We start from the raw sequence: 23,241 nt of genomic DNA on the forward strand, positions 1-23,241 counted from the left end.
CCGCCGTCGGCGGCCACTACCCGGCATCCGCGCGGCCCCGGCCCTCGGCCGCCCTCCGAGTGTGAAAAGGCGGCCTCCGCCGCCGGGTCAAGGGTGGGCGCAGCCCATCGCGCAGCGACGCGACCGCAGGGAGCGCCCTTGACGCGGTGGCGGAGGCCGCCACACTCGGAAAGAGGGCGGCCGCACCAGAAGCCCACCAGGCACGCTCACCCCCAGGACCTCAAAGCCCCGCCTCCCCCTCGTCCACCCCCTCCGCCAGCACCTCCGCCAGGTGCCGGCCCCTCACCCCCGCCAGGTCCGTCATCTGCGTCCTGCACGAGAAGCCGTCCGCCAGGACCGTCGCCTCCGGGGGTGCCGCTCTCAGGGCCGGCAGGAGCTGGTCCTCCGCGCACGTCACCGAGACCTCGTAGTGGCCCGGCTCGAAGCCGAAGTTGCCCGCCAGGCCGCAGCAGCCGCCCACGAGGTCGCCCGTCAGGCCCGCGCGTTCGCGCAGGCGGCGGTCGGCCGCGTCGCCGAGGACCGCGTGCTGGTGGCAGTGGGTCTGGCCCGTCACCGGGCGGTCCAGGCGCGGTGGCCGCCAGTGCGGCGCCAGCGTCTCCAGGGCCTCCGCGAACGTCCGTACCGACGCCGCCAGGCGGGCCGCCCTCGGGTCGTCCGGCAGCAGTTCCGGCAGGTCGGTGCGGAGTGTCGCCGCGCAGGAGGGTTCCAGGACCACGACGGGGTTCAGGGGGTCGGCGGCGCCCTCCGCCATCTTGTCTCCCCCCGCCATCACGTCCAGCGTCCGCCGCATCACCCTGCGCGCCGCCCCCAGCTGCCCCGTCGACACATACGTCAGCCCGCAGCAGACCCTCCCCGGCGGCAGCTCCACCCCGAGCCCCGCGTCCTCCAGGACGCGGACCGCCGCCCGGCCCACCTCCGGTGCCAGGTGGTCCGTGAACGTGTCTGGCCACAGCGTCACGTCCGGCGGGCGGGTCGAGCTCCGCTCGGCGAACCACGACGTGAACGACCTCGCCGCCACCCTCGGCATCGCCCGTTCCGGCGTCACCCCGGCGAGGCGCGCCGCGAACGGCAGTCTCATCCCGGCGTTCAGGCCCCGCCCGAACACGTCCAGCCAGTGCGGCAGCCTGCCCATCGTCCAGTGCGAGCGCGGCCTCCGCAGGAAGCCCAGCGGTCCCGCGTAGTGCCGGTCGAGGAACTCCGCCTTGTACGCGGCCATGTCGACGCCCACCGGGCAGTCGCTGCGGCACCCCTTGCACGACAGGCACAGATCCAGCGCCTCCCGGACCTCCTCCGAGCGCCAGCCGTCCGTGATCACCTCGCCGAGCGCCATCTCGTGGAGCAGCCGCGCCCGCCCGCGCGTCGAGTGCTTCTCCTCCCCCGTCGCCCGGTACGAGGGGCACATCACTCCAGGACCCGAACTCGGTCCGTCCACGCGGCACTTGGCCACGCCCACGCATCTGGCCGCCTCCCTGCCGAGGCCCACCAGCGGCAGCCCCGTGAACCGCAGGCCCTCGTCGAGCGGGCGCGGGCGGACCAGCATCCCCGGGTTGAGGCCGCCGTCCGGGTCCCACACGTCCTTGACCGCGCCGAACAGGGCGACGAGCTCCTCCCCGTACATCCGCGGCAGCAGCTCGGCCCGCGCCTGCCCGTCCCCGTGCTCCCCGGAGAGCGAGCCGCCGTGGGCGACCACGAGGTCGGCCACCGCCTCGGAGAACCGTCGGAAGTCCCGTACCCCCTTCTCCGTCCACAGGTCGAAGTCGATCCGGACGTGGACGCAGCCGTCACCGAAGTGCCCGTACGGCACTCCCCGCAGGCCGAAGTCCACGAGCAGCGCACGGAATTCACGGAGGTACGCGCCGAGCCTCGCCGGCGGCACCGCGCAGTCCTCCCATCCCGGCCAGGCCTCCCCGCCACCGGGGGTCCTGGTCGCGGTGCCCGCCGCGTCCTCGCGGATCCGCCACAGCGCCCGCTGTCCCACCGGGTCGGTCACCACGACGGAGTCGATCGCGTCGGCCGCCCTGACCAGCTTCCGGGCGGCTCCCTCCCCGTCCGTCTCGCAGAACAGCCACGCCGCACCGCGGGGCAGCCCGGCGGCGCCCCGGACGAGGTCGGCCGCCATCCCCTCGACGGTCAGCGGCCCGAACGGCAGGAGCCCCGCCGCCGCCTCCGCCGCCGCGCTCTCGTCCGCGTACCCGAGCACCACGAGCACCGGCTCGGCCGGCAGCGGGACGAGCGCCACCGTCGCCTCCGTCACCACGCCCAGCGTCCCCTCGCTGCCGCAGAACGAGCGGGCCACGTCCACGCCCCGTTCCGGCAGCAGCGCGTCCAGCGCGTACCCGGAGATGCGGCGCGGCAGACCGGCCGGATAGCCGGTGCGCAGGAGGGCGAGGCGGCGGTCGACGAGGTCGAGGAGTCCGGCGGGGGCGCCGCGCCCGTCCCGCCCCAGCGTCAACCTCGCGCCTCCGTAGGTCATCACGTCGAGCGAGCGCACGTTGTCCGCCGTGGTCCCCCAGGCGACCGAGTGCGCCCCGCACGCGTTGTTGCCGATCATGCCGCCGAGGGTGCAGCGGCTGTGCGTGGACGGATCGGGGCCGAAGGTCAGTCCGTACGGGCGGGCCGCCGCCCGCAGCCGGTCGAGGACGAGCCCGGGCCGGACCACGGCCGTCCGCGCCTCGGGGTCCAGGGAGACGATCCCGCCCATGTGCCGTGTGAGGTCGAGCACGACGCCGGTGCCGGTCGCCTGGCCGCCGATCGAGGTCCCGGCGCCCCGCGCGACGACCGGGGTCGTGCCGTGGTCCCGGCACACCTCCAGGACGGCCGCGAGGTCGTCGGCGTCGCGCGGCGCGACCGTACCGGCCGGGATCCGGCGGTAGTTGGAGGAGTCCATGGTCGTCAGTGCCCGGGCGGTGGCGGAGAAGTCGACCTCTCCCGCGACCGCGGCGCGCAGCGCGGCCGCGAGGCCGGGCGGGTGTTCCTCGTGTGTTCCCACAAGCCCAGGATGTCTCAGAGCTCGTCTCATCGGGCGGACATCCGGCGACCGGCCCCTTCCCGACCCGATACTCTCCGCCTCGTGGCTGATATCCAGATTCCCGCTGACATCAAGCCCGCCGACGGCCGTTTCGGCGCGGGCCCCTCCAAGGTGCGTACGGAGGCGCTGGACGCCCTGGCCGCCACCGGCACCTCTCTCCTCGGCACGTCCCACCGCCAGGCTCCGGTGAAGAACCTGGTCGGCGAGGTACGTTCCGGCATCCGTGACCTCTTCTCGCTCCCCGAGGGCTACGAGGTGATCCTGGGCAACGGCGGCTCCACCGCCTTCTGGGACGTCGCGACCCACGGGCTCATCGAGCAGAAGTCGCAGCACCTCACCTTCGGCGAGTTCTCCTCCAAGTTCGCGAAGGCCGCCAAGCTGGCCCCGTGGCTGGCCGAGCCGACCGTGATCTCCTCCGACCCGGGCACCCACCCGGAGCCGGTGGCCGAGGCGGGCGTGGACGTCTACGCGTACACGCACAACGAGACCTCCACCGGTGTCGCCGCCCCGCTGAAGCGGGTCGCGGGCGCCGACGAGGGCGCGCTGGTCCTGGTCGACGCGACCTCCGGCGCGGGCGGTCTCCCGGTCGACATCACCGAGACCGACGTCTACTACTTCGCCCCGCAGAAGTCCTTCGCCGCCGAGGGCGGCCTGTGGCTCGCCGCGTTCTCCCCGGCGGCCCTGGAGCGCGCGAAGAAGATCCACGAGTCCGGCCGGCACATCCCGGAGTTCTTCTCGCTGCCGACGGCGATCGACAACTCGCTGAAGAACCAGACGTACAACACCCCGGCGCTCTCGACCCTCTTCCTGCTCAACGAGCAGCTGAAGTGGATCAACGGCCAGGGCGGTCTGGACTGGGCCGTGGCCCGGACGAAGGAGTCCTCGGACGCGCTGTACGGCTGGGCCGAGGAGTCGAAGTACGCGACGCCGTTCGTCGCGGACGCGGCGAAGCGCTCGCAGGTCATCGGCACGATCGACTTCGCGGACGACATCGACGCGGCGGCGGTCGCGAAGGCGCTGCGCGCGAACGGCATCGTCGACACGGAGCCGTACCGCAAGCTGGGCCGCAACCAGCTGCGCGTCGCGATGTTCCCGGCGATCGACCCGGCGGACGTGCGCGCCCTGACGGCCTGCATCGACTACGTCATCGAGAAGCTGTAACCGTCTGTCGTACGTGCGAAGGGCCCGGCACCGGATGTCTCCGGTGCCGGGCCCTTCGGCATGTCCGCGGCTCAGCCGCGCCGCAGCAGTCGTTTGATGCCGAAGACGAGAACGAACGCGCCGCCGAGGACCAGGAAGCCGAGCGTGGCGTTCCCCTGGCCGCCGTCGGCGGCCGGGGACTGCGGCGTCTGCGGGGAGCCCGGGGTGTCCGGGGTGCCGCCCGGCTTCTCCGGGGAGCGTCCTGCGTCCTGCCGGTCCAGCCGCACCACCCGGCTCCGCTGCCCCTCGGAGCCGAGCATGAACGCCGAGCCGTCCGGCGTGTACGTCACCGACTCCGCCTGGCCCTGGAACGGGGCCCCGATCGACGTGCCCTCGTCGCCGAGCCGGCCGTCCTTCCACACGTACTCGCGGGCCATGAGGTAGCCGCGCAGGACCAGCCGGTCGCCGTCCGGCGAGAACGCGCCGTCGGTGACCCACGGGACCTCGCCGATGCGCCGGAAGACGTTCGTACCGGACGAGGAGAGCCGCTCGGGGCCCGCGTACAGGCCGCCGCCGTCCTCGTTCTTGCTGGCGATGTACACCCGGCCGGTCTTCGGGTGGACCATCAGCGCCTCGGCGTTGCGCGCGCCGTCGGCGTACTTCACGACGTACTGCTTCGCCGCCACCTTCTGGTCCTCGAGGACCTTCGGCTCGGGGAAGCGGTAGACCCAGACGTGGTCCCAGGAGCCGTCGAGGTTGTCGCCGATGTCCCCGACGTAGATGTCGCCGTCCGGGCCGACCGCGATCGCCTCCATGTCGCGGGGGGTGCCGACGCCCTGCATGGTCAGGGTCGCGACCGTCTTCCCCGTGCGGGAGTCGATGCCGTAGATCAGGGGGGCGTCCTGGTCGTTGTGCGTCCAGTAGATCCCGGGGTGGGCCCGGCTCGCGGCGAGGCCGCTGGACTCGGTGACGCGGGAGTCCTCGATGGTGAAGTCCCGGTCAGGCTCCTGTCCTTCGGCACGGGCATGACCGGCCGGGAGCAGCACCAGGGCCGCCGCCGCGCCGAGGGCGCACAGAGCAGATCGCATGTCCCCCAGCCTGCCACGACGCGGCGGCCGGCACCGGTCGGCAAGATCGCCGGACTGGTCGGGAAGACCGCAGCCGCTGCTCGGGAAGGCCGCCGGCACCGGTCGGCAAGATCGCCGGCCGCCCCGGGAGCCCTCGCCCGCCCCGGGCGAAACCCGCTTGACCTGCTCCTCGGCCGCTGCGAGGGTCGCGCCCATGCCCACCCCCCAGACCTTCTCCGCGCCCGACGGCACGACTCTCGCCTTCCATGTGTCCGGCACCGGCGCCCCGCTCCTCTGCCTCCCCGGCGGTCCGCTCCAGGACTCCGCGTATCTCGGCGACCTCGGCGGGCTGACCGCGCACCGGCAGCTGATCCGGCTCGACCTCCGGGGGACGGGCGCGTCGGCCGTGCCGGACGACTCCTCCTCGTACCGCTGCGACCGGCTCGTCGACGACGTGGAGGCGCTGCGCGCGCACCTCGGGCTCGACACCGTCGACGTCCTCGGGCACTCGGCGGGCGCGAACCTGGCCGCCCTGTACGTGACCCGGTACGCCGAGCGGGTCGGCCGGCTCGTGCTCGTCACCCCGGGCACGGCGGCCGTCGGGCTCGACACGGCGCCGGAGGAGCGGCTCGCGGCGGCGCGGCTGCGGCGGGACGAGCCGTGGTTCGGCCCGGCGTACGCGGCTCTTGAGGAGGTCACGGCGGGGCGTGGGACGGGCGAGAGCTTCCAGGCCGTGGCGCCGTTCTTCCACGGGACCTGGGACGGGGCCGCGCGGGAGCGGCACGCCGCCGGGGAGGGGCAGCGGAGCCGTGAGGGCGCGGGTGTCTTCGCGGGCGAGGGGGCGTTCGACCCGGAGGCGACGCGCGCGGTGTTCGCGGAGTTCGCGCGGCCGGTGCTCGTCGTGGCCGGGGAGGGGGACGTGAACACCCCGGTCCCGACGGCGTCCGCGTACGCGGAGCTGTTCCCGAAGGCGGAGTTCGTCGTCCTGGACGGGGCGGGGCACTTCCCGTGGCACGACGACGCGGAGCGGTTCGCGGGGGCGGTCGGCGACTTCCTGCGGTAGGCGTCGCGGCGACGGGTGTCGCCGCGGTGGGCGGCCCGCGGCGGCGGGTGTTCCCGCGGTGGGCGGCCCGCCCTGATGGGCCGATGGCCCGGCTCCCCGCGGGCCTCGTGTCCCGGATCACGTCGCAGGCCCGGGACGCCGTCCGCGATGATATGACCATGCGTTTTCTGTTCGTCGGCGACAGCATGACCATCGGACGCGCCGGCGACTGGACCTGGCGGTACCGCATGTGGCGGCACCTGGAGTCCACGCTGCCCGGCGGGTACGAGATCGTCGGCCCCCGCACCGCGCTGTACGACCCCGCCACCGACGCCCCGGCCTCGGAGACGTACGCCGACCCGGCCTTCCCCGCCCCCGCCCGGCGCCATCTGGCCGGCTGGGGCGAGGGCTGGCTGCACATGGCGCCCGTGATCGGCGGCACGGTCGCGGCGACCGGGGCGGACGTGCTGCTGATCTCGCTCGGCCTGATCGACCTCGGTTTCTACACCAACAGCGAGCAGACGGAGGAGAACGTCCGGGCGTTCGTCGCCGCGGCCCGGGCCGCGAACCCGCGCGTGCGGGCCGTCCTCCTGCCGGTCATCCCCAATGTGCGCGCCGGGTACGACGCACCCTTCGCCGTCGAGTGCGCCCGCTTCAACGAGCTGCTCGCGAAGGCGGTCGCCGACCTGGACACGGCGGCCTCGCCCCTCCTCCTGGCGTCGGTCCCGGAGTCGTACGACCTCGACGCGGACACCTACGACGGCACCCACCCGGGGCCCTCGGGCGAGCACAAGCTGGCGGCCGCCTTCGCCGGCGCGATGCACCAGGCGTGGGGGCTGGGCGGCCCGTACGCCGGGTAGGCCGGCCGGTTCTCAGGCGGCCCGGGTGAGGCGGTTCGCGAAGGTCGACAGTGTGTACGCGCCGATGCCGAGGACGACCTCGAGGGCGTTGCGGCGGGTGTGTCCCGCGGCCTCGAAGGCGGCCAGCTCCTCGTCGCTCACCGCCCCCGCGGAGGCCAGCACTCGAAGGGTGAACAGGCGGACGGCGGCGAGGCGTTCGGCGTCGGGCGCGGGCCCGAGGGCGGCCATCTTCGCCTCGTGCATGTCGACGCAGAGGTGGCACTGGTTGCGTTCGGCGACGGTCAGGACGACCGTCTCGCGGGAGTGCGGGTCGAGGGTGGTGGACTCGAAGATCTGACTGAGCTTCAGGAAGCCGTCGAGGGTCTCGGGCGACTCCTTGAGGAGGGCGACGGCACGGGCGGTACGGGTGGACATGTCGAGGGACAAGGCAGGCGTCTCCAGACTCGGGGCGGACGACAGGAGTAGAATCGACAACATGGTTGACCATGTGGCGAAGGAAAACGTAAACCAGGTTGTCGATAACGGCAAGGGGGAAAGCGGCGACGGAGAACGCGCCCCCGAGGGCGGCGGCAGGGGCTACGAACTCCCCCTGCTCCTCTTCGGCGGCTTCCGCACCCTCATCGACCGCCTCCACGCCCGGCTCGCCACCGAGGGCCACCCCGACCTGCGCCCCGCCCACGGCTTCGCCATGCAGGCCATCGGCGCGCGGGGCGCCACCGCCAGCGAGATCGGACGCCGCCTCGGCGTCTCCAAGCAGGCCGCCGGCAAGACCGTCGACCGGCTCCTCGCCCTCGGCTACGCCGAGCGCGCCGACGACCCCGCCGACGCCCGCCGCAAACTCGTCCACCTCACCCCGCGGGGGTACGCGGCCCTCGCCCGCTCCGCCGCGATCTTCGACGAACTGCGGGCGGAGTGGGCGGCGACCCTCGGCGCGGACCGCGTCCGGGACCTGGAGGCGGCCCTGCGGAACGTCGTCCCCGCGGAGACGGCGTTCCGGCTGGACGCCACCAGCTGGCTGGGCGCTCCCTGACCGGCACGAGGCCGGAGCGACCGGTCGGCACGAGGCCGGCACGACCGGTCGGGAGGGATCACCAGGCGAAGGCCTCCGGCGACGGCCCCGGGCCCGGGAAGATCTCGTCGAGAGCCGCCAGGACCTCCTCGCTCAGCTCCAGCTCCAGGGCGCGCAGCGCGCTCGCCAGCTGCTCGGGCGTCCGCGGACCGACGATCGGGCCCGTCACCCCCGGCCGGGTGAGCAGCCACGCGAGGGCCGTCTCGCCCGGCTCCAGGCCGTGCTTGTCGAGCAGGTCCTCGTAGGCCTGGAGCTGCGCGCGGGACGCCGGGTCGGCGAGGGTGGCGGCCGCGCGGCCCTCCGTACGGCGCTTGCCCTCGGCCTCCTTCTTGAGGACGCCGCCGAGCAGACCGCCGTGCAGCGGCGACCAGGGGATGACCCCGAGGCCGTACTCCTGCGCGGCCGGGATGACCTCCATCTCCGCGCGCCGCTCGAAGAGGTTGTACAGGCACTGCTCGCTGACGAGGCCGACCGAGCCGCGCCGGGCGGCGGTCTCGTTGGCCTGGGCGATCTTGTAGCCGGGGAAGTTGGAGGAACCGGCGTAGAGGATCTTGCCCTGCTGGATGAGGACGTCGACCGCCTGCCAGATCTCCTCGAAGGGGGTCGAGCGGTCGATGTGGTGGAACTGGTAGAGGTCGATGTAGTCCGTGCCGAGGCGCTTGAGGCTGGCCTCGACCGCGCGGCGGATGTTCACCGCCGAGAGCTTGTCGTGGTTGGGCCAGGCCTCGCCGTCGGCGCCCATGTTCCCGTACACCTTGGTGGCGAGGACCGTGCGGTCGCGACGGCCGTCGCCCTTCGCGAACCAGGAACCGAGGATCTCCTCGGTCCGGCCCTTGTTCTCACCCCAGCCGTAGACGTTGGCGGTGTCGAAGAAGTTGAGCCCCGTGTCCAGCGCCGCGTCCATGATGGCGTGGCTGGTGGCTTCGTCCGTCTGGGGTCCGAAGTTCATCGTCCCGAGGACGAGTCGGCTGACCTTGAGTCCGGTGCGTCCGAGCTGCGTGTACTCCATGGACGCCAAGCCAACTGCTTGGAGTGCGCTCGAAGCAAGAGGGTTCCCACGGGGTGGGGAGGGACTACTGGCCGACCACCGATGCCACCGCGATGATCGCGAACATCAGTACGAGAGCGCCGGCCATGATGCGGTTACGGGTCTTAGGGTCCACCCTTCGAGGTTAACCCGGCTGCCCCGCCGACCCCGCAAGGGGCCAGCCGCCGACCTGCTCGTACCGGGGCTGCTCGCCCCGCACCCCGCTCACCGGCAGGTTCGACCGGACCAGGGCCAGCTCGCCCACCTCCCAGCGGGCCCCCTCGAAGGCCCTCATCCCGTCCAGGAACGGATGCAGGTCCACCGCCTCCCCCCGCGCGCGGGCGACCGTCAGATGCGCCTGGTAGCGGCGGTGCTCGTCCATCGCGACCCCGGCCCGCCGCGCGGCCGCGTCGGCGCGCTCGGCGAGCAGCCGCAGCTCGTCCAGGTCCCCGGCGACCCCGGCCCAGAGGGCGCGCCGCCCGAAGTGCCCGCCGCCGTGGAGCCGCAGCGGGAAGGGAGGGGTGCGGTGCGCGGCGCGGGCGAGCCGGACGCGCAGCTCGGGCAGCAGCTCCTCGCCGACCTCCCCCATGAACGCGAGCGTGAGGTGCCAGCCGGGGCGCGAGGTCCAGCGGAGCCCGTCGGCCCCGGGCAGCCGGTGGAGCCGGTCGACGACGTGCCCGAGCTCGTCGAGCCGCTCGGACGGCGGGAGGACGGCGGCGAAGAGCCTCATGAGGCGAGTGTGGCAGCGGTTAGCCTCTGCGGCATGAAGATCTCCCTCAGGAAGGGCGGGGCGGAGGACCTCCCCGCGATACTCGGCATCCTCGACAGCGCAGTGGTGTGGCTCAACGGCAAGGGGATCACCGCACAGTGGGGCACCGAGCCGTTCTCCGGCCGGCCCAAGGCGGTGAAGCAGGTCGAGGACACGATGGCCGCGGGTGATCCGTGGATCGCCGAGATCGACGGCGTACCGGCGGGGACGATGACGCTGACCCCGTTCCCCGGGCAGCACATCGCGCCGGCGGACGAGCCCGAGGTGTACGTACGGCTCCTCGCGACCGACGCGCGGTTCCACGGCCACGGGGTGGGCGCGGCGCTGCTCGCCCACGCGGCGGAGGAGACACGGCGGCAGGGGGTGTCGCTGCTGCGGGTGGACTGCTTCGCGGGCAGCGAGGGCCGACTGGTCGCGTACTACGAGGGCCAGGGCTTCACCCCTACGGAGACGTTCCTGGTCGGCGACTGGGCGGGCCAGGTACTGGAGCGACGGGCCTGAGGACCCGCCGCTCCGGTGGGCGCGAGGACCCGCCGCTCCGGCGGGCGTGAGACCGCCGCTCCGGTGGACGCGGTCAGATGGTGCCCTGCACGGCGTAGATCAGGCCGGTCACCGGATCGACGGCGGGCGGGGCGCGGAGGCAGTGCCTCCGCCCCCGCCCCGGAATCCCGGGACCTCAGGCCGCCGTCGCCAGCCGTTCCCGCGCCACGAAGCGCACCTGCGGGTGCCCGTGGCGCCAGGCCCAGGCGACCCTCAGGCCGCCCACCCGGGCCAGGACCAGGCCCACCACGACCGCCGCAGCCAGCGAGATCGCGCCGCCCGTCGCGAAGCCGACCCGGGCGCCGTACGTGTCGGTGACCCAGCCGAGGAGAGGCGCGCCGATCGGCGTACCGCCGGCGAAGACCATCATGTAGAGGCTCATCACCCGGCCCCGCATGGCCGGGTCCGTCGCCATCTGGACGGCCGAGTTCGCGGTGATGTTGACCGTGAGGCCGATCATCCCGATCGGGACGAGCAGCAGCGCGAACAGCCAGAACGCCGGCGACAGGGCCGCCGCGATCTCCAGGACGCCGAAGACCGCCGCCGCGATCACCAGCATCCGCAGCCGGGTCGAGCCGCGCCGGGCCGCCGCGAGTGCGCCCACGAGGGAGCCGGCCGCCATGAGGGTGTTGAGGAAGCCGTACGCGCCGGCGCCGACGTGGAAGACGTCGCCGGAGAAGGCGGTGAGCCAGATCGGGAAGTTGAACCCGAAGGTGCCGACGAAGCCGACGAGGACGATCGGCCAGATCAGGTCCGGTCGCGCGGCCACGTAGCGCAGGCCCTCCCGCAGCTGGCCCTTGCCGCGCGGGGCGCGCTCCACCTTGTGGAGCTCGCCCGGCCGCATGAGCAGGAGGCTCGTGAGGGGCGCGAGGAAGAACAGGCCGTTGAGGAGGAAGGCCCAGCCGCTGCCGACTCCGGCGATGAGGACACCGGCGACGGCGGGGCCGACGAGCCGCGCGGACTGGAAGTTGGCCGAGTTCAGGGAGACCGCGTTGCGCAGCTGGTCGGGGCCGACCATCTCGGAGACGAAGGCCTGCCGGGCCGGGTTGTCGACGACGGTCACCATGCCGAGGAGGAAGGCGATCAGGTAGACGTGCCAGACCTGGATGTTGCCGGAGAGGGTGAGGACGGCGAGCGCGATGCCGCAGAGGCCGAGGGCTGCCTGACTGACGAGCAGCAGGCGCCGCTTCGGGTAGCGGTCGGCGATCACTCCGCCGTAGAGGCCGAAGAGCAGCATCGGCAGGAACTGCAGGGCCGTGGTGATACCGACGGCGGCGGCCGAGCCGGTGAGGCTCAGGACCAGCCAGTCCTGGGTGATGCGGGCCATCCAGGTACCGGTGTTGGAGACGATCGCGCCGGTGAAGAACAGCCGGTAGTTGCGGATCCTGAGCGAGGAGAAGGTTTCCCCCCGCCCGCGGGTGTCGAGGGTGGGTTTGTGGACGGGTGCGGAGTCTGCTCCGGGTCCCGTACTCAAAGTGCGTCGCCTCCTTGGCGCGTGGACTACAGGTGGGCGAGCTTCTCCAGGACGGGAGCGGCCGCGCGCAGCTTGGCCCACTCGTCCTCGTCCAGGCCCTCGGCGAGGGAGGCCAGCCAGGCGTTCCGCTTGCGGCGGGACTCTTCGAGCATGGCTTCGGCCTGCTCGGTCTGGCTGACGACCTTCTGCCGTCGGTCGTCGGGGTGCGGCTCCAGCCGGACCAGTCCCTTGGCTTCGAGCAGCGCGACGATGCGGGTCATCGACGGCGGCTGGACGTGCTCCTTGCGGGCCAGCTCGCCGGGTGTGGCGGAGCCGCAGAGCGCGAGGGTGCCGAGCACCGACATCTCGGTGGGGCTCAGCGACTCGTCGACGCGCTGGTGCTTGAGGCGTCGGCCCAGTCGCATGACGGAGGAGCGGAGCGCGTTCACGGCCGCGGCGTCGTCGGCTGTGCCGTGGGACAGGTCAGGCATGTTTGTTAGCCTAACTCATTACTCTGCCTAAATACCAACGGGAACACGCTGACGTCGCACGGATCACACCCGCACCTCCCGCACGTCACCGCCGTCACCCCGGCACGCCCGCGGCCCCGCCACCCCCGCACGCCTGCGCACACGCGTGAACCGGCCGCACGCAGATCACGCTTCCGCATCCATGTATCACCCAAACGAGTGAGTCGGATCCAGAAAGTGACGCAAAGGAGCCCCGGCTGCCCCGACCCTGAACGACATGGGATCGACAGTGCTCAGCCTGCGCATCGACGGTGAGCTGCTCGACCGGCTCAGAAGTCACGCCGCGAAAAGAGGAATGAGCGTCCAGGACTATGTCGTCCGGACGCTCATTCGCGAGGATTTCGACGAGCGGTTCAAGACCGCCGTCGACGAGACGGAGAAGTTCTACGGAGAGGCGGACGGGGAGCCGGGGGCCGACACGGCCACCGGCACCCCCCGCGATCACGTGAGGCCGAGCGCCGGCATCGCGTAGTAGAAGACGAAGACCGCCGACACGATGTACATGGCCACCGGGACCTCACGGCCCCGACCGGCCGCGAGCCGCAGCACGCTGAACGCGATGAAGCCGATGCCGATGCCGTTCGTGATCGAGTACGTGAACGGCATCATCACCATGGCCAGGAACGCCGGCACCGCGATGGTGTAGTCGCTCCAGTCGATGTCCTTGATCGAACCGGCCAGGATCAGGAAGCCGACCGCGAGCAGCGCGGGCGTCGCCGCCTGGGACGGGACCATCGTGGCCAGCGGCGTGAGGAACAGCGCCACCGAGAACAGACCGCCGGTCACGACCGAGGCGAGACCCGTGCGCGCGCCCTCGCCGACGCCCGCCGTGGACTCCACGAAGCAGGTGGTGGCCGAGGAGGAGGTCGCACCGCCGGAGGCGACGGCCAGGCCGTCCACCAGCAGGACCTTGTTGATGCCGGGGAAGTTGCCGTCCTTGTCGATCAGCTTGGCCTCGTCGCCGACGCCGAGGATCGTGCCCATGGCGTCGAAGAAGCAGGACAGCAGCACCGTGAAGACGAAGAGGACGCCGGTCAGGTAGCCGACCTTCTCGAAGCCGCCGAAGAGGCTGACCTCGCCGACCAGCCCGAAGTCGGGCGAGGCGACCGGGTTGCCCGGCCACTCCGGGGTGGTCAGACCCCAGGACGGGACGGTCGCGACCGCGTTGACCACCATCGCCACGATCGTCATGACGACGATCGAGATGAGGATCGCGCCCGGCACCTTGCGGATGATCAGCGCGAGGGTGAGGAGCGTCCCCAGGATGAAGACGAGCACCGGCCAGCCGGTGAGGTGTCCGTCGCCGCCGAGCTGGAGCGGGACGGTGGTGTGCGCGGCGTCGGGGATGCGGGAGACGAAGCCCGAGTCGACGAGGCCGATCAGCATGATGAAGAGGCCGATACCGATCGCGATGCCCTTGCGCAGGCCGACCGGGACCGCGTTCATCACGCGCTCGCGCAGACCGGTCGCGACGAGCAGCATCACGACGACACCGGCGAGGACGACCATGCCCATGGCGTCCGGCCAGGACATCTTCGGCGCGAGCTGGAGCGCCACGACCGTGTTGACGCCGAGGCCGGCGGCGAGGGCGATCGGGACGTTGCCGATGACACCCATGAGGAGCGTCGAGAACGCCGCCGTGAGGACGGTGGCGGTGACGAGCTGGCCGCTGTCGAGCTGGTGCCCGTACATGTCCTTGGCGCTGCCGAGGATGATCGGGTTCAGCACGATGATGTAGGCCATCGCGAAGAAGGTGGCGAAACCGCCGCGGATCTCACGGGCGACGGTCGAGCCGCGCTCCGAGATCTTGAAGTAGCGGTCGAGGCCCGAGGCCGGCTCCTGGGGAGCGGAAGGCTCGGGGGGCATGGCCTTGGCGGGGGCCGTGGTGCTCATGGGGTGGGTTCCTCTTCGGGAGAGACGTCCGTTTGGCGGTTCATACGAAGGAAACCCGCCAGAGGCAAACCGTTTCAGTATGAACACATGAACGAGCGAGCGTCTATCTCCGCGCGTAGATACGATTTCCCGCCACCTAGACTGACCCCCATGGCGAAGTGGACACCGAAGCACGAGGCACCCGAGCCCCTCGAAGGGCCCGTCGTCGCCACCATCACCGGCGGAACGATCCTGTGGTTCGTCCTCTTCCTCGTCCAGGTCCCGTTCTACGGCTGGTTCGACGACCGGGACCTGACCTGGTGGGTGTGGACCTGCCTCGCCGGCGCCGGACTCGGCCTCATCGGCATCTGGTACGTACGGAAGCGGGACGCGGCGATCAAGCGCCACGAGGCGGCCCGGGCGACGGAGACCGGAACCGGGACCTCCGCCTGAACCTCCGCCGGGACGCCACCGGGACCTCCACCTGAACCTCGGCCGTGACCGCCCGCCGGAAGCTCCGCCAGGACCGCCACCGGGACCGCCACCGTGCCGGAGTCGCCCCCAGTCCCCGAGGCGCACCCCGCCACGTCATGCCAGGGGACCATTCCCCTCCTCCCCCGGTCTGATCTTCGCCCTTCTCGGCAGGTGAACGGTCGATTCCGGTCGTACCGTCGAAAACATGACTCAGCGGGCGAAGATCGACACGGACGGCAGCGAGGCCGAGGCGGTGGGGCCGCCCGTTGTCCACCGTCCCGCCGGACTCACCTCCGCGGAGGTCGCCGAACGCGTCGCCCGCGGCGAGGTCAACGACGTCCCCGTACGGAGCTCCCGCTCGACCAAGGACATCGTCCGCGGCAACGTCTTCACCCGCTTCAACGCGATCATCGGCGTCCTCTGGGTGATCATGCTCATCGTCGCGCCGATCCAGGACAGCCTCTTCGGCTTCGTGATCATCGCGAACACCGGCATCGGCATCATCCAGGAACTCCGCGCCAAGAAGACCCTCGACGGACTCGCCGTCATCGGCGAGGCGAAACCCACCGTCCGGCGCGACGGAGTCGCCGCCGAACTCTCCACCTCAGAGATCGTCCTCGGCGACCTCATCGAACTCGGACCCGGCGACAAGGTCGTCGTCGACGGCGAGGTCGCGGAGGCCGACAGCCTGGAGATCGACGAATCACTGCTCACCGGCGAAGCCGACCCCGTCGTCAAGAAACCCGGCGACCCGATGATGTCGGGCTCGTTCGTCGTCGCCGGCGGCGGCGCGTTCACCGCCACCAAGGTCGGCCGCGAGGCCTACGCCGCGCAGCTCGCCGAAGAGGCCTCCCGCTTCACGCTCGTCCACTCCGAACTGCGCACCGGCATCTCCACGATCCTCAAGTACGTGACGTGGATGATGATCCCCACCGCGATCGGGCTCGTCATCAGCCAGCTCGTCGTCAAGGACGACAACTTCAAGGACGCCATCGCCCGTACCGTCGGCGGCATCGTCCCGATGATCCCCGAAGGACTCGTCCTGCTCACCTCGGTCGCCTTCGCGATCGGAGTCGTGCGACTCGGGCGCAAGCAGTGCCTCGTCCAGGAACTGCCGGCGATCGAGGGCCTCGCGCGCGTGGACGTCGTGTGCCTGGACAAGACGGGCACCCTGACCGAGGGCGGCATGGACGTCACCGAGGTCCGCCCCCTCGGCGGCGCGGACGAGACGTACGTACGCACGGTCCTCGGCGCCTTCGGCGAGTCGGACCCCCGCCCGAACGCCTCCCTCCAGGCCATCATCGACGCCTACCCGGACACGGTGGAGTGGCGGTGCACGGAGGCACTGCCGTTCTCGTCGGCGCGGAAGTACAGCGGGGCGGCGTTCAGCGAGGGCAACGGCGAGAACTCGACCTGGCTGCTGGGCGCCCCGGACGTCCTCCTGCCCGCCGGGGACCCGACGCTCACCGAGATCGACCACCTCAACGAACAGGGCCTGCGCGTCCTGCTCCTGGCACGGACGGCGAACGAACTCGACTCCCCCGAGGTCGCGACCGGCGCCCACCCGACGGCCCTGGTCGTCCTGGAACAGCGCCTGCGCCCGGACGCCGCGGACACGCTCGCCTACTTCGCCGACCAGAACGTCGCCACGAAGGTCATCTCCGGCGACAACGCCGTCTCCGTCGGCGCGGTGGCCGGAAAGCTCGACATGCCGGGCGCGGCGAACACGGTGGACGCCCGCACGCTCCCCACCGACCGGGAGGAGATGGCGAAGGTCCTCGACGAGAACGCCGTCTTCGGCCGGGTCACACCGCAGCAGAAGCGGGACATGGTGGCGGCGCTGCAGTCCCACGGACACACGGTCGCGATGACGGGCGACGGCGTGAACGACGTCCTGGCCCTGAAGGACGCGGACATCGGCGTCTCGATGGGCTCGGGCTCGGAGGCGACGCGGGCGGTGGCCCAGATCGTCCTGCTGAACAACAGCTTCGCGACGCTGCCGTCGGTGGTGGCGGAGGGCCGGAGGGTCATCGGCAACATCACCCGCGTGGCCACCCTCTTCCTCACGAAGACGGTCTACTCGGTCCTCCTGGCGGTCCTGGTGGTGTGCTCGCAGGTGGAGTACCCCTTCCTCCCCCGCCACCTGACGCTGCTCTCCACCCTGACGATCGGCATCCCGGCCTTCTTCCTGGCCCTCGCCCCCAACAAGGAACGGGCGAAGCCGAACTTCGTACGCAGGGTCATGCGGTACGCGATCCCGGGCGGCGTCATCGCGGCGGCGGCCACGTTCACGACGTACCTGCTGGCCCGCCACCACTACAGCGGCGAAGGCGCCCTGGAGGCGGAGACGAGCGCGGCCACCCTGACCCTCTTCCTGGTCTCGATGTGGGTCCTGGCGATCATCGCCCGCCCGTACACGTGGTGGCGCCTCACCCTCGTCGCCACGATGGGAGGCGCGTTCCTCCTGGTCCTCGTCGTCCCCTGGCTCCAGGACTTCTTCGCCCTGAAACTGGTGGGCACGACACTGCCGTGGGCAGCGGTGGCCATCGCAGCAGCGGGCGGCCTGCTCCTGGAGGTCGCGTGGCGCTGGGTGGACCGAAGGTTCCCGGCGTAGGCCGTCCGGCGGATCGGCGGCCCAGGGCCGGGACGTACACGCGCTCACCCCGGTTTGAGTAGCCCTACTCAGGTGGACGGGGGGCGGTGCGCCGCACGATGGGACCCGCGCCGACACGGCGCGACCGAACCCGTGCAGGAGGAATCCACCCATGCGAGACAGCCGCCCCCGCGCCGTCGTCCGGCTCACGTTCGCCAACCCCCTCTCCCTGGGCTACCTGGCGCTCGTGGCGTCGCTCCCCCTGCTGGTCAGTCCGTGGACCGAGGGCCGGGCCTTCGCGGACTTCTGGTTCGCCCTGGCCACCGCGCCCAGCAGCCTGGTCCTGACTCTCCCCGACCTGCTGACCGGCCTCTCCGGCTGGGCGACCGCGTACCACTACACGGCGCTGGCCCTCTCCGCGCTGATCAACGCCTTCCTCCTCGGCCTCGCCCACCGGGCCCTCCGGAGGAGCCCGGCACGGCAGGGCCTCACCACCTGACCCCTCAGTCGAACCAGCGGTCCCTCGCCAGTTCCGCCGTCCTCGACGGGTCCTCCAGCAGGGCCGCCACCTCGAAGCGGCGCGGCCACTGGCCCGCCGACCAGGCCAGGCCCGCCGCCACGCCCTCCAGGGTCGAGGCGTGGACCACGCCGTCCGCCGTGCGGCGCCAGTCGAGTTCCGTGTCCGCCGCCCGGAGTTCCTCGTGTTCGACGTACGTCGCGGGGGTCGTCGGGCCCAGGAGGACGCGGACCGGTTCCGGCACCTCGTGCTCCTCGCCCACCGTCGCCACCTCCGCCTCGACCGCCTCGCTCAGCCGCCTCACCTGGAACAGCTCCGCCAGGTCCGCCGCCCGTGCCGGCGACACCGGCAGCAGCGGCACCCCGCCCGCCAGCGGCAGCAGGTCCGGCGCGTCCGCCACCATCGCGTCCGCCGCGTCCACCACGACCACCTCGCCGTCCACCACGGCGCGCAGTTCGTCCGGCAGCGTCACCTGCTCCGGGTCCAGGTCGGCCAGGGCCGTGTACAGCGCGTGGAGCTGGGCGTCCGTGACCTCGCGGGACGGGTCGGCGAGGCGGGTGAGGAGTTCCGCCGCCCCGCCCGGCTCGTCGAGCAGCGCCGCCACAGACGTGCGGACTCCCAGGGCCCGCAGGACCTGCTCGTCCTCGAAGCCGGTCGCGTCGGCGGAGTCGTACAGGCCGGAGAGAAGAGGGTCGGAGCCCTCCGCTCGCAGGCCCGCCGGGCGGCGGCCGTCCAGGACGGGGTGGTCGCGGAGCCACCACGCCGTGTACGAGCGGACCGTCTCCGTCGTGCCGTCCGGCAGGAGGATCCGTACGGGCTGGGTGAGGGCGTCGCGGAGCGGGGGCTGCGCCAGGAGGGCCAGCGCCCGCGGCCAGGCGTCGTCGTCGACCAGGTCCAGGTCCCGTACGGCCACGATCTCCGTCGCCACCGGCGGCACCGGCGTCTCCGGCAGCCGGTCCAGGACGTCCTCGCACCACACGTCGACCGCGTCCAGGAGTCCCGCGTCGTCCGGCTCCGGGTAGTCGCCCTCGCGCGGCTCGACCTCGTCCGGGTCGAGGAGCAGGTCGGTGGCGCGGACCAGGGCGAAGGTGGCGAGCACCCCGCAGGCGGCGAGAGGCTGTTCGCCCCAGCGAGCGGCCAGTTCGCCGTCGACGTAGGCCAGTTCGTCCTCGCGCATGACAGCGGCGAACGCCGAGCCCGGCATCACCAGCTCGCCCGCCGGGGAGAGTTCGCCGTCCTCGTCGGGCAGCGCGAGCGCGCCCAGCCAGGGCTCGTCGCCCGGGTCGAGTTCCGCGTCCCGGACCAGGGCGAGGACGGTCTCGACGAGTTCGTCCGCGTCCAGGGTGTCGGCGTCCTCGTCCCAGATCTCGCCCGCGTCGAGGGAGGCCGCGACCGCCGCCCGTACCTGCGGGGTCGTCAGGACCGCGCGAGGCGTGGCGGGCAGGGCGCCCAGCTTCTCCAGGAGCGGGTGGGCGGCCTCGGGGTGGGCGACCTTCAGGCCGAGCCGGGTCAGCTCGGCGGGGGTCCTGTCCTGGGGCAGGAGCACCTGGCGGGGGCCGACCGCCGTGCGGATCCGGGCGCCCTCGACGGTCTCCGCGAGCGGCACCGGAAGGCCGGACAGCCGGTCGGGGTCGACGCCGGCGAGGGAGTCGTACAGGCGCCACCACCACGCCGGGAGGCGGTCCACCCCGGCGAGGCGGTCGATCGCCTCGGTCAGGGGCACCCGGCCGACGCCGAGGGTCCGGAGTTCGGGGCGGCGCTCCAGGCCGGCGGGGAGCAGGGTCGGGAACACCTCGGCGAGGACCTCGACGGTGTCGGCGCCCGCGCCCTCCGCGACCTCGGCCTCGATGGGGCGGAGTGCGGGGAGTTCCTCGGAGGGGGCGGCGGGCGCGAGGAACGCGACCCTGGGCAGCCGGTCCAGGATCGCCTCGCGCAGGGCCCCGTCGAGGGGGCCCTTGCCGAGCGGGCCGGGGACGAGGTCGAGCGTGGCGGTCGTCACCGGCTGCCACTCGGCGAGGAGTTCGGCGTACGCGTCGGCCGCGCGCTGCACCAGGAAGTCGGTGAGCCGGCCGGGTGCCGGGTGCCGCCGGGCGGTGTCCAGGGGCAGGGAGGCGATGAGGAGCGCGGGGATGCCGAGGGGTTCGTCGGTGGGGGTGGGGGCGTGCACGACCGGAGTCGTGCGCGGGTAGCGCGGGGCCCCCTCCGGATCCACGGGTACGGCCCAGGTGACGGACCAGTGGGGGCGCAGGCGCTCCTCGACCGGGCGGTCCTCCAGGAGCGCGGCGTCGAGGGGGCCGCCGTGGGAGACCGTCCGCCAGCGGTGGGTGCCGGTGGCGGAGTCCACGATCTGCACGTATCCGTCGTCCTCGGAGCGACGGAGGGTCCGTACCCCTTCCGAGGTCTCCACGACGATCTCCGCGAGCCCCGGAAGGGTGAGGAGGAGCGCGTCGTCGACGGAGGCGAGGAGCCGCTCGGCGAGGTCGCGGGCGGCGGTGTCGCGGAGCGGGAGGACGACGACGGTGTCGTAGCCGTCGGGGGCGGTGCCCTCGGCGGGCAGCGGGAGCCGGAGCAGGGGTACGTGGCCGTCGCGGCGGCGCAGTTCGTCGCCGAGGCCGGGGCTGTACCGGGCGGAGTCGGCGGCGAGTTCGCGGGCTTCGGCGAGGGACCAGCGGACGCCGCCGTGGCGGCCGAGGACGGCGGGCTCGTCGGTGACGGCGAGGACGGCGGCGAAACCGACGCCGAACCGGCCGACCGCGCCGTGCGCCTGCTGCTCGCGCTTGGCGGAGGCGCGGAGGGTCGACAGGGACTCGACGCCGGTGGCGTCCAGCGCGGCGCCGGTGTTGGCGGCGGCGAGGAGGGCGGGGCCGTCATGGTCCGCCGGGTGCAGGGTGAGCCTGAGGCGGCCGGGGACGCCGGCGCGGTGGGCGGCGTCGGCGGCGTTCTGGGCGAGTTCGACGACGAGGCGGTCGCGGTAGCCGCCGAGGGCGAGGTCCTCCTCGGCGTTCGCGTCCTCCCGGAACCGGGCGGGGGACGCGCCCCAGGCATCGAGCACACCCCGCCGCAGCCGGGCGGTGCCGAAGGGATCGGTTCCGTCGGTCGTCGTCCGGACGCTGACGCTCACGTCTGACTCCACTCTGCGGGGCGGTGATGGTGCGGGACCCGGGGCGAGGTGAGCCCTTGGACCCGGGGCCCGAAGGTATCGCGCTCGGGGGGTGGGCTTTTGCCGGGGCGCGGTGGGGGGTGGGGGCGTGTGGGGGTGTGGGGGCGGGGTCGGGGTGGCCTTCCGGCCACCCCGAGGCTCCCTTCAACCGGGCCTCGTTGCGGGCCTCCGGCCGGCCGGGTCTCGGTGTGGGCCCTTCGCGCTGCCTGGACGGCGCCCGTGCTCCACCCCCGTTGTGGGCATCTGTTCCGCTGGGGCGGAACGGGTGGGCACAACGGAACGGCGCCCCTTGCCGGGCCTAGGCTTTCGCGCCCTGACCCGCACCCCGAGTGACGGCCCACTGGTGGTGCGGGTTCAGGCACAAGGGGCGGAGGCGCCGCCAGAGGGCGCCGTCCCGTGTGCCCACCCGTCCCGCCCCAGCGGGACGATTGCCCACACGGGCGGGGGGGGGAGGGCGGCGGGCGCAGCCCGCACGGCGGGGGGGCGGGCGCAGCCTGCACGGCGGGGGCGGCGGGCGCAGCCTGCACGGCGGGGGCGGCGGGCGCAGCCTGCGCGGCGGGGGTGGCGGGCGCAGCCTGCACGGGGTGGCAAGGGCGGGCGCGGCCCGGCGCCGGGCGGGGCGGCGGGGCCCGGTCGGTACCGGGTCGCAATGGGCGGCGGGCCCTGGCCCGGACCGGGCGCGGGGAAGCCCCAGTCGTGCCGGGCGGCGGGCCCGGTCGGTGCCGGTGGCGGAGGCCTCAGCCAGCACCGGGCGCGGGGCCCGGCACGTACCGCTCGCGCGGGGGCGGGCCCCAGCCAGTGCCCGTCGCGCGGTGCGGGCCCGGGCGCGCCGGGCCCGGGGGCTTGCGGCAGGTGGCCGTGCTGTGCGGGTGCGGGCGGTGGGCCGCTCCGGTTGTGGGCGGAGCGGGCCCGTGGGTCAGGAGTGGCCCAGGTCTTCCGACGTGGCGTCCGGTTCCGTCGTCGAGCCGGAGTCCTTCGCCGGGCGGAGGGGGAACGCGTCCGCCCCCATCGAGTCCAGGACCGGCGGCGCCGGCCGCGGCGGCTTCGGCATGATCGCGGCCTCCGAGTGGCCCCCGCAGCCGTACGAGAGGGACACGACGCGGCCGTCCGCCGGGGCGAACTCGTTGGCGCAGATGCCGAACGTCTGCTTCAGGGAGCCGGCCAGCGGCACCAGGAAGGCGCAGGACTCGCAGGTGGCCGGAGCCGCCTGGGCCATCGGGGTGCGGGCCCCGAAGGACTCCTCCCAGCGGTCCGCGGCCAGGTGGAGCCCGTACCGGGAGAGGACCCTGGCGCGGCGCATGCCGAGCTCCTCGGCGACCGCGGCGATCGCGCCCCGCGAAGGCGTGCGGGCGACGATCTCGGCGTCCTCGACGTCGAGGTGGTCCGCCAGCTCCTCGGAGACCACGGAGTTCGGCGGCGGCGCGTCCTCGCCCGAGTAGCCGGGTTCGAGGCGCAGGTCGTCCGCCTCGGTCGGCAGCAGGTCGCCGGGGCCCATGTCGCCGGGTCGCAGCCGTTCGCTCCACGGCACCCACTCGGGGGCGAGGAGGGCGTCGGAGCCGGGCAGCAGGACGGTTTCGTCAAGCGTGACGTTCTTGGCGCGGGAGGCGCGGGTGACCGTGACCGCCCAGCGCCAGCCCCGGTAGCCGGGTTCCTTGGACTCGAAGTAGTGGGTGACGACCCGGTCACCCTCGGCGATCACGTCGACGTGGGCGCCGACGATTCCGGGGTAGGCCGCCTCCTCGGCGGCCTCCCGCGCAAGGTCTACGGCCTCGGCGCACAGGCGGTCGGGGATACGCGTGGCTCGCGGGGTACGCGGGGTACCGCTTCGCGTCGTCGCAGCACTCACAGGTCTCGCTTCTCTCCTACGCCGTCTCACGGGTGCGCCGGCCGAGGGGCGGGAGCGAAGCCACGGGCGGCGGGCGGAGCGGACCTGTGGGCCGCATCGACGTCCGCGCACCCGACCTGTCTCGCGTGTCTCGGGCACACCTATCGCCATCCATTCTGCGGGATGCCGAAGAGGCGCGCGGCCGAGAGCTTCCGCCGGTGACGCGCTACGCACGCTACCCCGTTCGCGGGCCCCAGCCCACCTGCCCGCCCCAA

The 23,241-nt window shown here is 73.1% G+C and carries 19 protein-coding genes; 9 read left to right on the plus strand and 10 right to left on the minus strand.

What is annotated here, in order from left to right; translation table 11 throughout:
• Positions 1 to 220: 220 nt before the first annotated feature.
• Positions 221 to 3,019: an FAD-binding and (Fe-S)-binding domain-containing protein gene (locus AMK27_RS22605; protein ID WP_073911285.1), complete on the minus strand. Its 2,799-nt coding sequence runs from the start codon at positions 3,017 to 3,019 to the stop codon at positions 221 to 223.
• Positions 3,020 to 3,070: 51 nt separating this feature from the next.
• Between AMK27_RS22605 and serC the strand changes: the two genes are divergently transcribed.
• Entirely contained in the window at positions 3,071 to 4,189 is a 1,119-nt protein-coding gene (serC, locus tag AMK27_RS22610) for a phosphoserine transaminase (protein ID WP_073911288.1), read from the plus strand.
• 71 nt (positions 4,190 to 4,260) lie between these two features.
• Here serC and AMK27_RS22615 read toward each other — a convergent pair whose 3' ends face one another.
• Positions 4,261 to 5,256 (minus strand): hypothetical protein, encoded by a 996-nt coding sequence (locus tag AMK27_RS22615; RefSeq protein ID WP_073911291.1) that lies wholly within the window; start codon positions 5,254 to 5,256, stop codon positions 4,261 to 4,263.
• 193 nt (positions 5,257 to 5,449) lie between these two features.
• Between AMK27_RS22615 and AMK27_RS22620 the strand changes: the two genes are divergently transcribed.
• Both AMK27_RS22620 and AMK27_RS22625 read left to right on the plus strand, forming a co-directional pair.
• Complete coding sequence (locus tag AMK27_RS22620) at positions 5,450 to 6,298, plus strand: alpha/beta fold hydrolase (protein ID WP_073911295.1); 849 nt, start codon at positions 5,450 to 5,452, stop codon at positions 6,296 to 6,298.
• Between the two features lie 158 nt (positions 6,299 to 6,456).
• Entirely contained in the window at positions 6,457 to 7,137 is a 681-nt protein-coding gene (locus AMK27_RS22625; protein WP_073911908.1) for a GDSL-type esterase/lipase family protein, read from the plus strand.
• A 12-nt stretch (positions 7,138 to 7,149) separates the two neighbouring features.
• On the opposite strand, the gene AMK27_RS22630 is transcribed toward AMK27_RS22625, so the two are convergent.
• Positions 7,150 to 7,551, minus strand: coding sequence for a carboxymuconolactone decarboxylase family protein (locus tag AMK27_RS22630; protein ID WP_241847589.1), 402 nt, complete (start codon positions 7,549 to 7,551; stop codon positions 7,150 to 7,152).
• Between the two features lie 61 nt (positions 7,552 to 7,612).
• Between AMK27_RS22630 and AMK27_RS22635 the strand changes: the two genes are divergently transcribed.
• A complete protein-coding gene (locus tag AMK27_RS22635) occupies positions 7,613 to 8,167 on the plus strand; it encodes a MarR family winged helix-turn-helix transcriptional regulator (protein ID WP_073911301.1) in 555 nt (184 codons plus the stop codon).
• A gap of 58 nt (positions 8,168 to 8,225) precedes the next feature.
• On the opposite strand, the gene AMK27_RS22640 is transcribed toward AMK27_RS22635, so the two are convergent.
• A complete protein-coding gene (locus AMK27_RS22640) occupies positions 8,226 to 9,215 on the minus strand; it encodes an aldo/keto reductase (RefSeq protein WP_073911304.1) in 990 nt (329 codons plus the stop codon).
• 163 nt (positions 9,216 to 9,378) lie between these two features.
• Positions 9,379 to 9,963, minus strand: a complete 585-nt coding sequence (gene thpR / locus AMK27_RS22645; RefSeq protein WP_073911307.1) for an RNA 2',3'-cyclic phosphodiesterase — start codon at positions 9,961 to 9,963, stop codon at positions 9,379 to 9,381.
• Between the two features lie 33 nt (positions 9,964 to 9,996).
• Here thpR and AMK27_RS22650 point away from each other — a divergent pair, with 33 nt between their 5' ends.
• Complete coding sequence (locus AMK27_RS22650; RefSeq protein WP_073911310.1) at positions 9,997 to 10,503, plus strand: GNAT family N-acetyltransferase; 507 nt, start codon at positions 9,997 to 9,999, stop codon at positions 10,501 to 10,503.
• A gap of 175 nt (positions 10,504 to 10,678) precedes the next feature.
• On the opposite strand, the gene AMK27_RS22655 is transcribed toward AMK27_RS22650, so the two are convergent.
• Positions 10,679 to 12,016, minus strand: a complete 1,338-nt coding sequence (locus AMK27_RS22655) for an MFS transporter (RefSeq protein ID WP_073911313.1) — start codon at positions 12,014 to 12,016, stop codon at positions 10,679 to 10,681.
• A 26-nt stretch (positions 12,017 to 12,042) separates the two neighbouring features.
• Positions 12,043 to 12,486 (minus strand): MarR family winged helix-turn-helix transcriptional regulator, encoded by a 444-nt coding sequence (locus tag AMK27_RS22660; protein ID WP_055600160.1) that lies wholly within the window; start codon positions 12,484 to 12,486, stop codon positions 12,043 to 12,045.
• Positions 12,487 to 12,742: 256 nt separating this feature from the next.
• Between AMK27_RS22660 and AMK27_RS22665 the strand changes: the two genes are divergently transcribed.
• Positions 12,743 to 12,997 (plus strand): hypothetical protein, encoded by a 255-nt coding sequence (locus tag AMK27_RS22665; protein ID WP_073911316.1) that lies wholly within the window; start codon positions 12,743 to 12,745, stop codon positions 12,995 to 12,997.
• On the opposite strand, the gene AMK27_RS22670 is transcribed toward AMK27_RS22665, so the two are convergent.
• Positions 12,967 to 14,418 carry an NCS2 family permease gene (locus AMK27_RS22670; protein ID WP_073911319.1) on the minus strand — a complete coding sequence of 484 codons (1,452 nt, stop codon included), beginning with the start codon at positions 14,416 to 14,418 and terminating at the stop codon, positions 12,967 to 12,969. The genes AMK27_RS22665 and AMK27_RS22670 overlap by 31 nt on opposite strands.
• Before the next feature lie 150 nt (positions 14,419 to 14,568).
• On the opposite strand from AMK27_RS22670, the gene AMK27_RS22675 reads away from it, so the two are divergent.
• The 3 genes from AMK27_RS22675 (at position 14,569) to AMK27_RS22685 (ending at position 17,963) form a co-directional block, all read left to right on the plus strand.
• Positions 14,569 to 14,850: a DUF2530 domain-containing protein gene (locus AMK27_RS22675; RefSeq protein ID WP_073911322.1), complete on the plus strand. Its 282-nt coding sequence runs from the start codon at positions 14,569 to 14,571 to the stop codon at positions 14,848 to 14,850.
• Positions 14,851 to 15,076: 226 nt separating this feature from the next.
• Positions 15,077 to 17,485, plus strand: a complete 2,409-nt coding sequence (locus AMK27_RS22680; RefSeq protein WP_073911325.1) for a cation-translocating P-type ATPase — start codon at positions 15,077 to 15,079, stop codon at positions 17,483 to 17,485.
• Positions 17,486 to 17,636: 151 nt separating this feature from the next.
• A complete protein-coding gene (locus tag AMK27_RS22685; protein ID WP_073911328.1) occupies positions 17,637 to 17,963 on the plus strand; it encodes an SCO4225 family membrane protein in 327 nt (108 codons plus the stop codon).
• 4 nt (positions 17,964 to 17,967) lie between these two features.
• On the opposite strand, the gene AMK27_RS22690 is transcribed toward AMK27_RS22685, so the two are convergent.
• The gene (locus tag AMK27_RS22690) at positions 17,968 to 21,114 is read right to left on the minus strand and encodes a sacsin N-terminal ATP-binding-like domain-containing protein (RefSeq protein ID WP_073911332.1); all 3,147 of its coding nucleotides are present in this window, start codon (positions 21,112 to 21,114) and stop codon (positions 17,968 to 17,970) included.
• A gap of 943 nt (positions 21,115 to 22,057) precedes the next feature.
• Positions 22,058 to 22,987, minus strand: coding sequence for a DUF3027 domain-containing protein (locus AMK27_RS22695; RefSeq protein ID WP_073911338.1), 930 nt, complete (start codon positions 22,985 to 22,987; stop codon positions 22,058 to 22,060).
• Between the last annotated feature and the right edge of the window lie 254 nt (positions 22,988 to 23,241).

It is taken from the genome of Streptomyces sp. CB02009 (assembly GCF_001905825.1).
In the GTDB taxonomy this organism is placed as follows: domain Bacteria; phylum Actinomycetota; class Actinomycetes; order Streptomycetales; family Streptomycetaceae; genus Streptomyces.

Excerpts from the sequence above, each read along its gene's own strand:
- AMK27_RS22605 (WP_073911285.1), bottom strand. The coding sequence starts at position 3,019 with ATGAGACGAGCTCTGAGACATCCTGGGCTTGTGGGAACACACGAGGAA.
- AMK27_RS22615 (WP_073911291.1), bottom strand. The coding sequence starts at position 5,256 with ATGCGATCTGCTCTGTGCGCCCTCGGCGCGGCGGCGGCCCTGGTGCTG.
- AMK27_RS22620 (WP_073911295.1), top strand. The coding sequence starts at position 5,450 with ATGCCCACCCCCCAGACCTTCTCCGCGCCCGACGGCACGACTCTCGCC.
- AMK27_RS22625 (WP_073911908.1), top strand. The coding sequence starts at position 6,457 with ATGCGTTTTCTGTTCGTCGGCGACAGCATGACCATCGGACGCGCCGGC.
- AMK27_RS22630 (WP_241847589.1), bottom strand. The coding sequence starts at position 7,551 with ATGTCCACCCGTACCGCCCGTGCCGTCGCCCTCCTCAAGGAGTCGCCC.
- AMK27_RS22635 (WP_073911301.1), top strand. The coding sequence starts at position 7,613 with ATGGTTGACCATGTGGCGAAGGAAAACGTAAACCAGGTTGTCGATAAC.
- AMK27_RS22640 (WP_073911304.1), bottom strand. The coding sequence starts at position 9,215 with ATGGAGTACACGCAGCTCGGACGCACCGGACTCAAGGTCAGCCGACTC.
- thpR (WP_073911307.1), bottom strand. The coding sequence starts at position 9,963 with ATGAGGCTCTTCGCCGCCGTCCTCCCGCCGTCCGAGCGGCTCGACGAG.
- AMK27_RS22650 (WP_073911310.1), top strand. The coding sequence starts at position 9,997 with ATGAAGATCTCCCTCAGGAAGGGCGGGGCGGAGGACCTCCCCGCGATA.
- AMK27_RS22660 (WP_055600160.1), bottom strand. The coding sequence starts at position 12,486 with ATGCCTGACCTGTCCCACGGCACAGCCGACGACGCCGCGGCCGTGAAC.
- AMK27_RS22665 (WP_073911316.1), top strand. The coding sequence starts at position 12,743 with ATGGGATCGACAGTGCTCAGCCTGCGCATCGACGGTGAGCTGCTCGAC.
- AMK27_RS22670 (WP_073911319.1), bottom strand. The coding sequence starts at position 14,418 with ATGAGCACCACGGCCCCCGCCAAGGCCATGCCCCCCGAGCCTTCCGCT.
- AMK27_RS22675 (WP_073911322.1), top strand. The coding sequence starts at position 14,569 with ATGGCGAAGTGGACACCGAAGCACGAGGCACCCGAGCCCCTCGAAGGG.
- AMK27_RS22680 (WP_073911325.1), top strand. The coding sequence starts at position 15,077 with ATGACTCAGCGGGCGAAGATCGACACGGACGGCAGCGAGGCCGAGGCG.
- AMK27_RS22685 (WP_073911328.1), top strand. The coding sequence starts at position 17,637 with ATGCGAGACAGCCGCCCCCGCGCCGTCGTCCGGCTCACGTTCGCCAAC.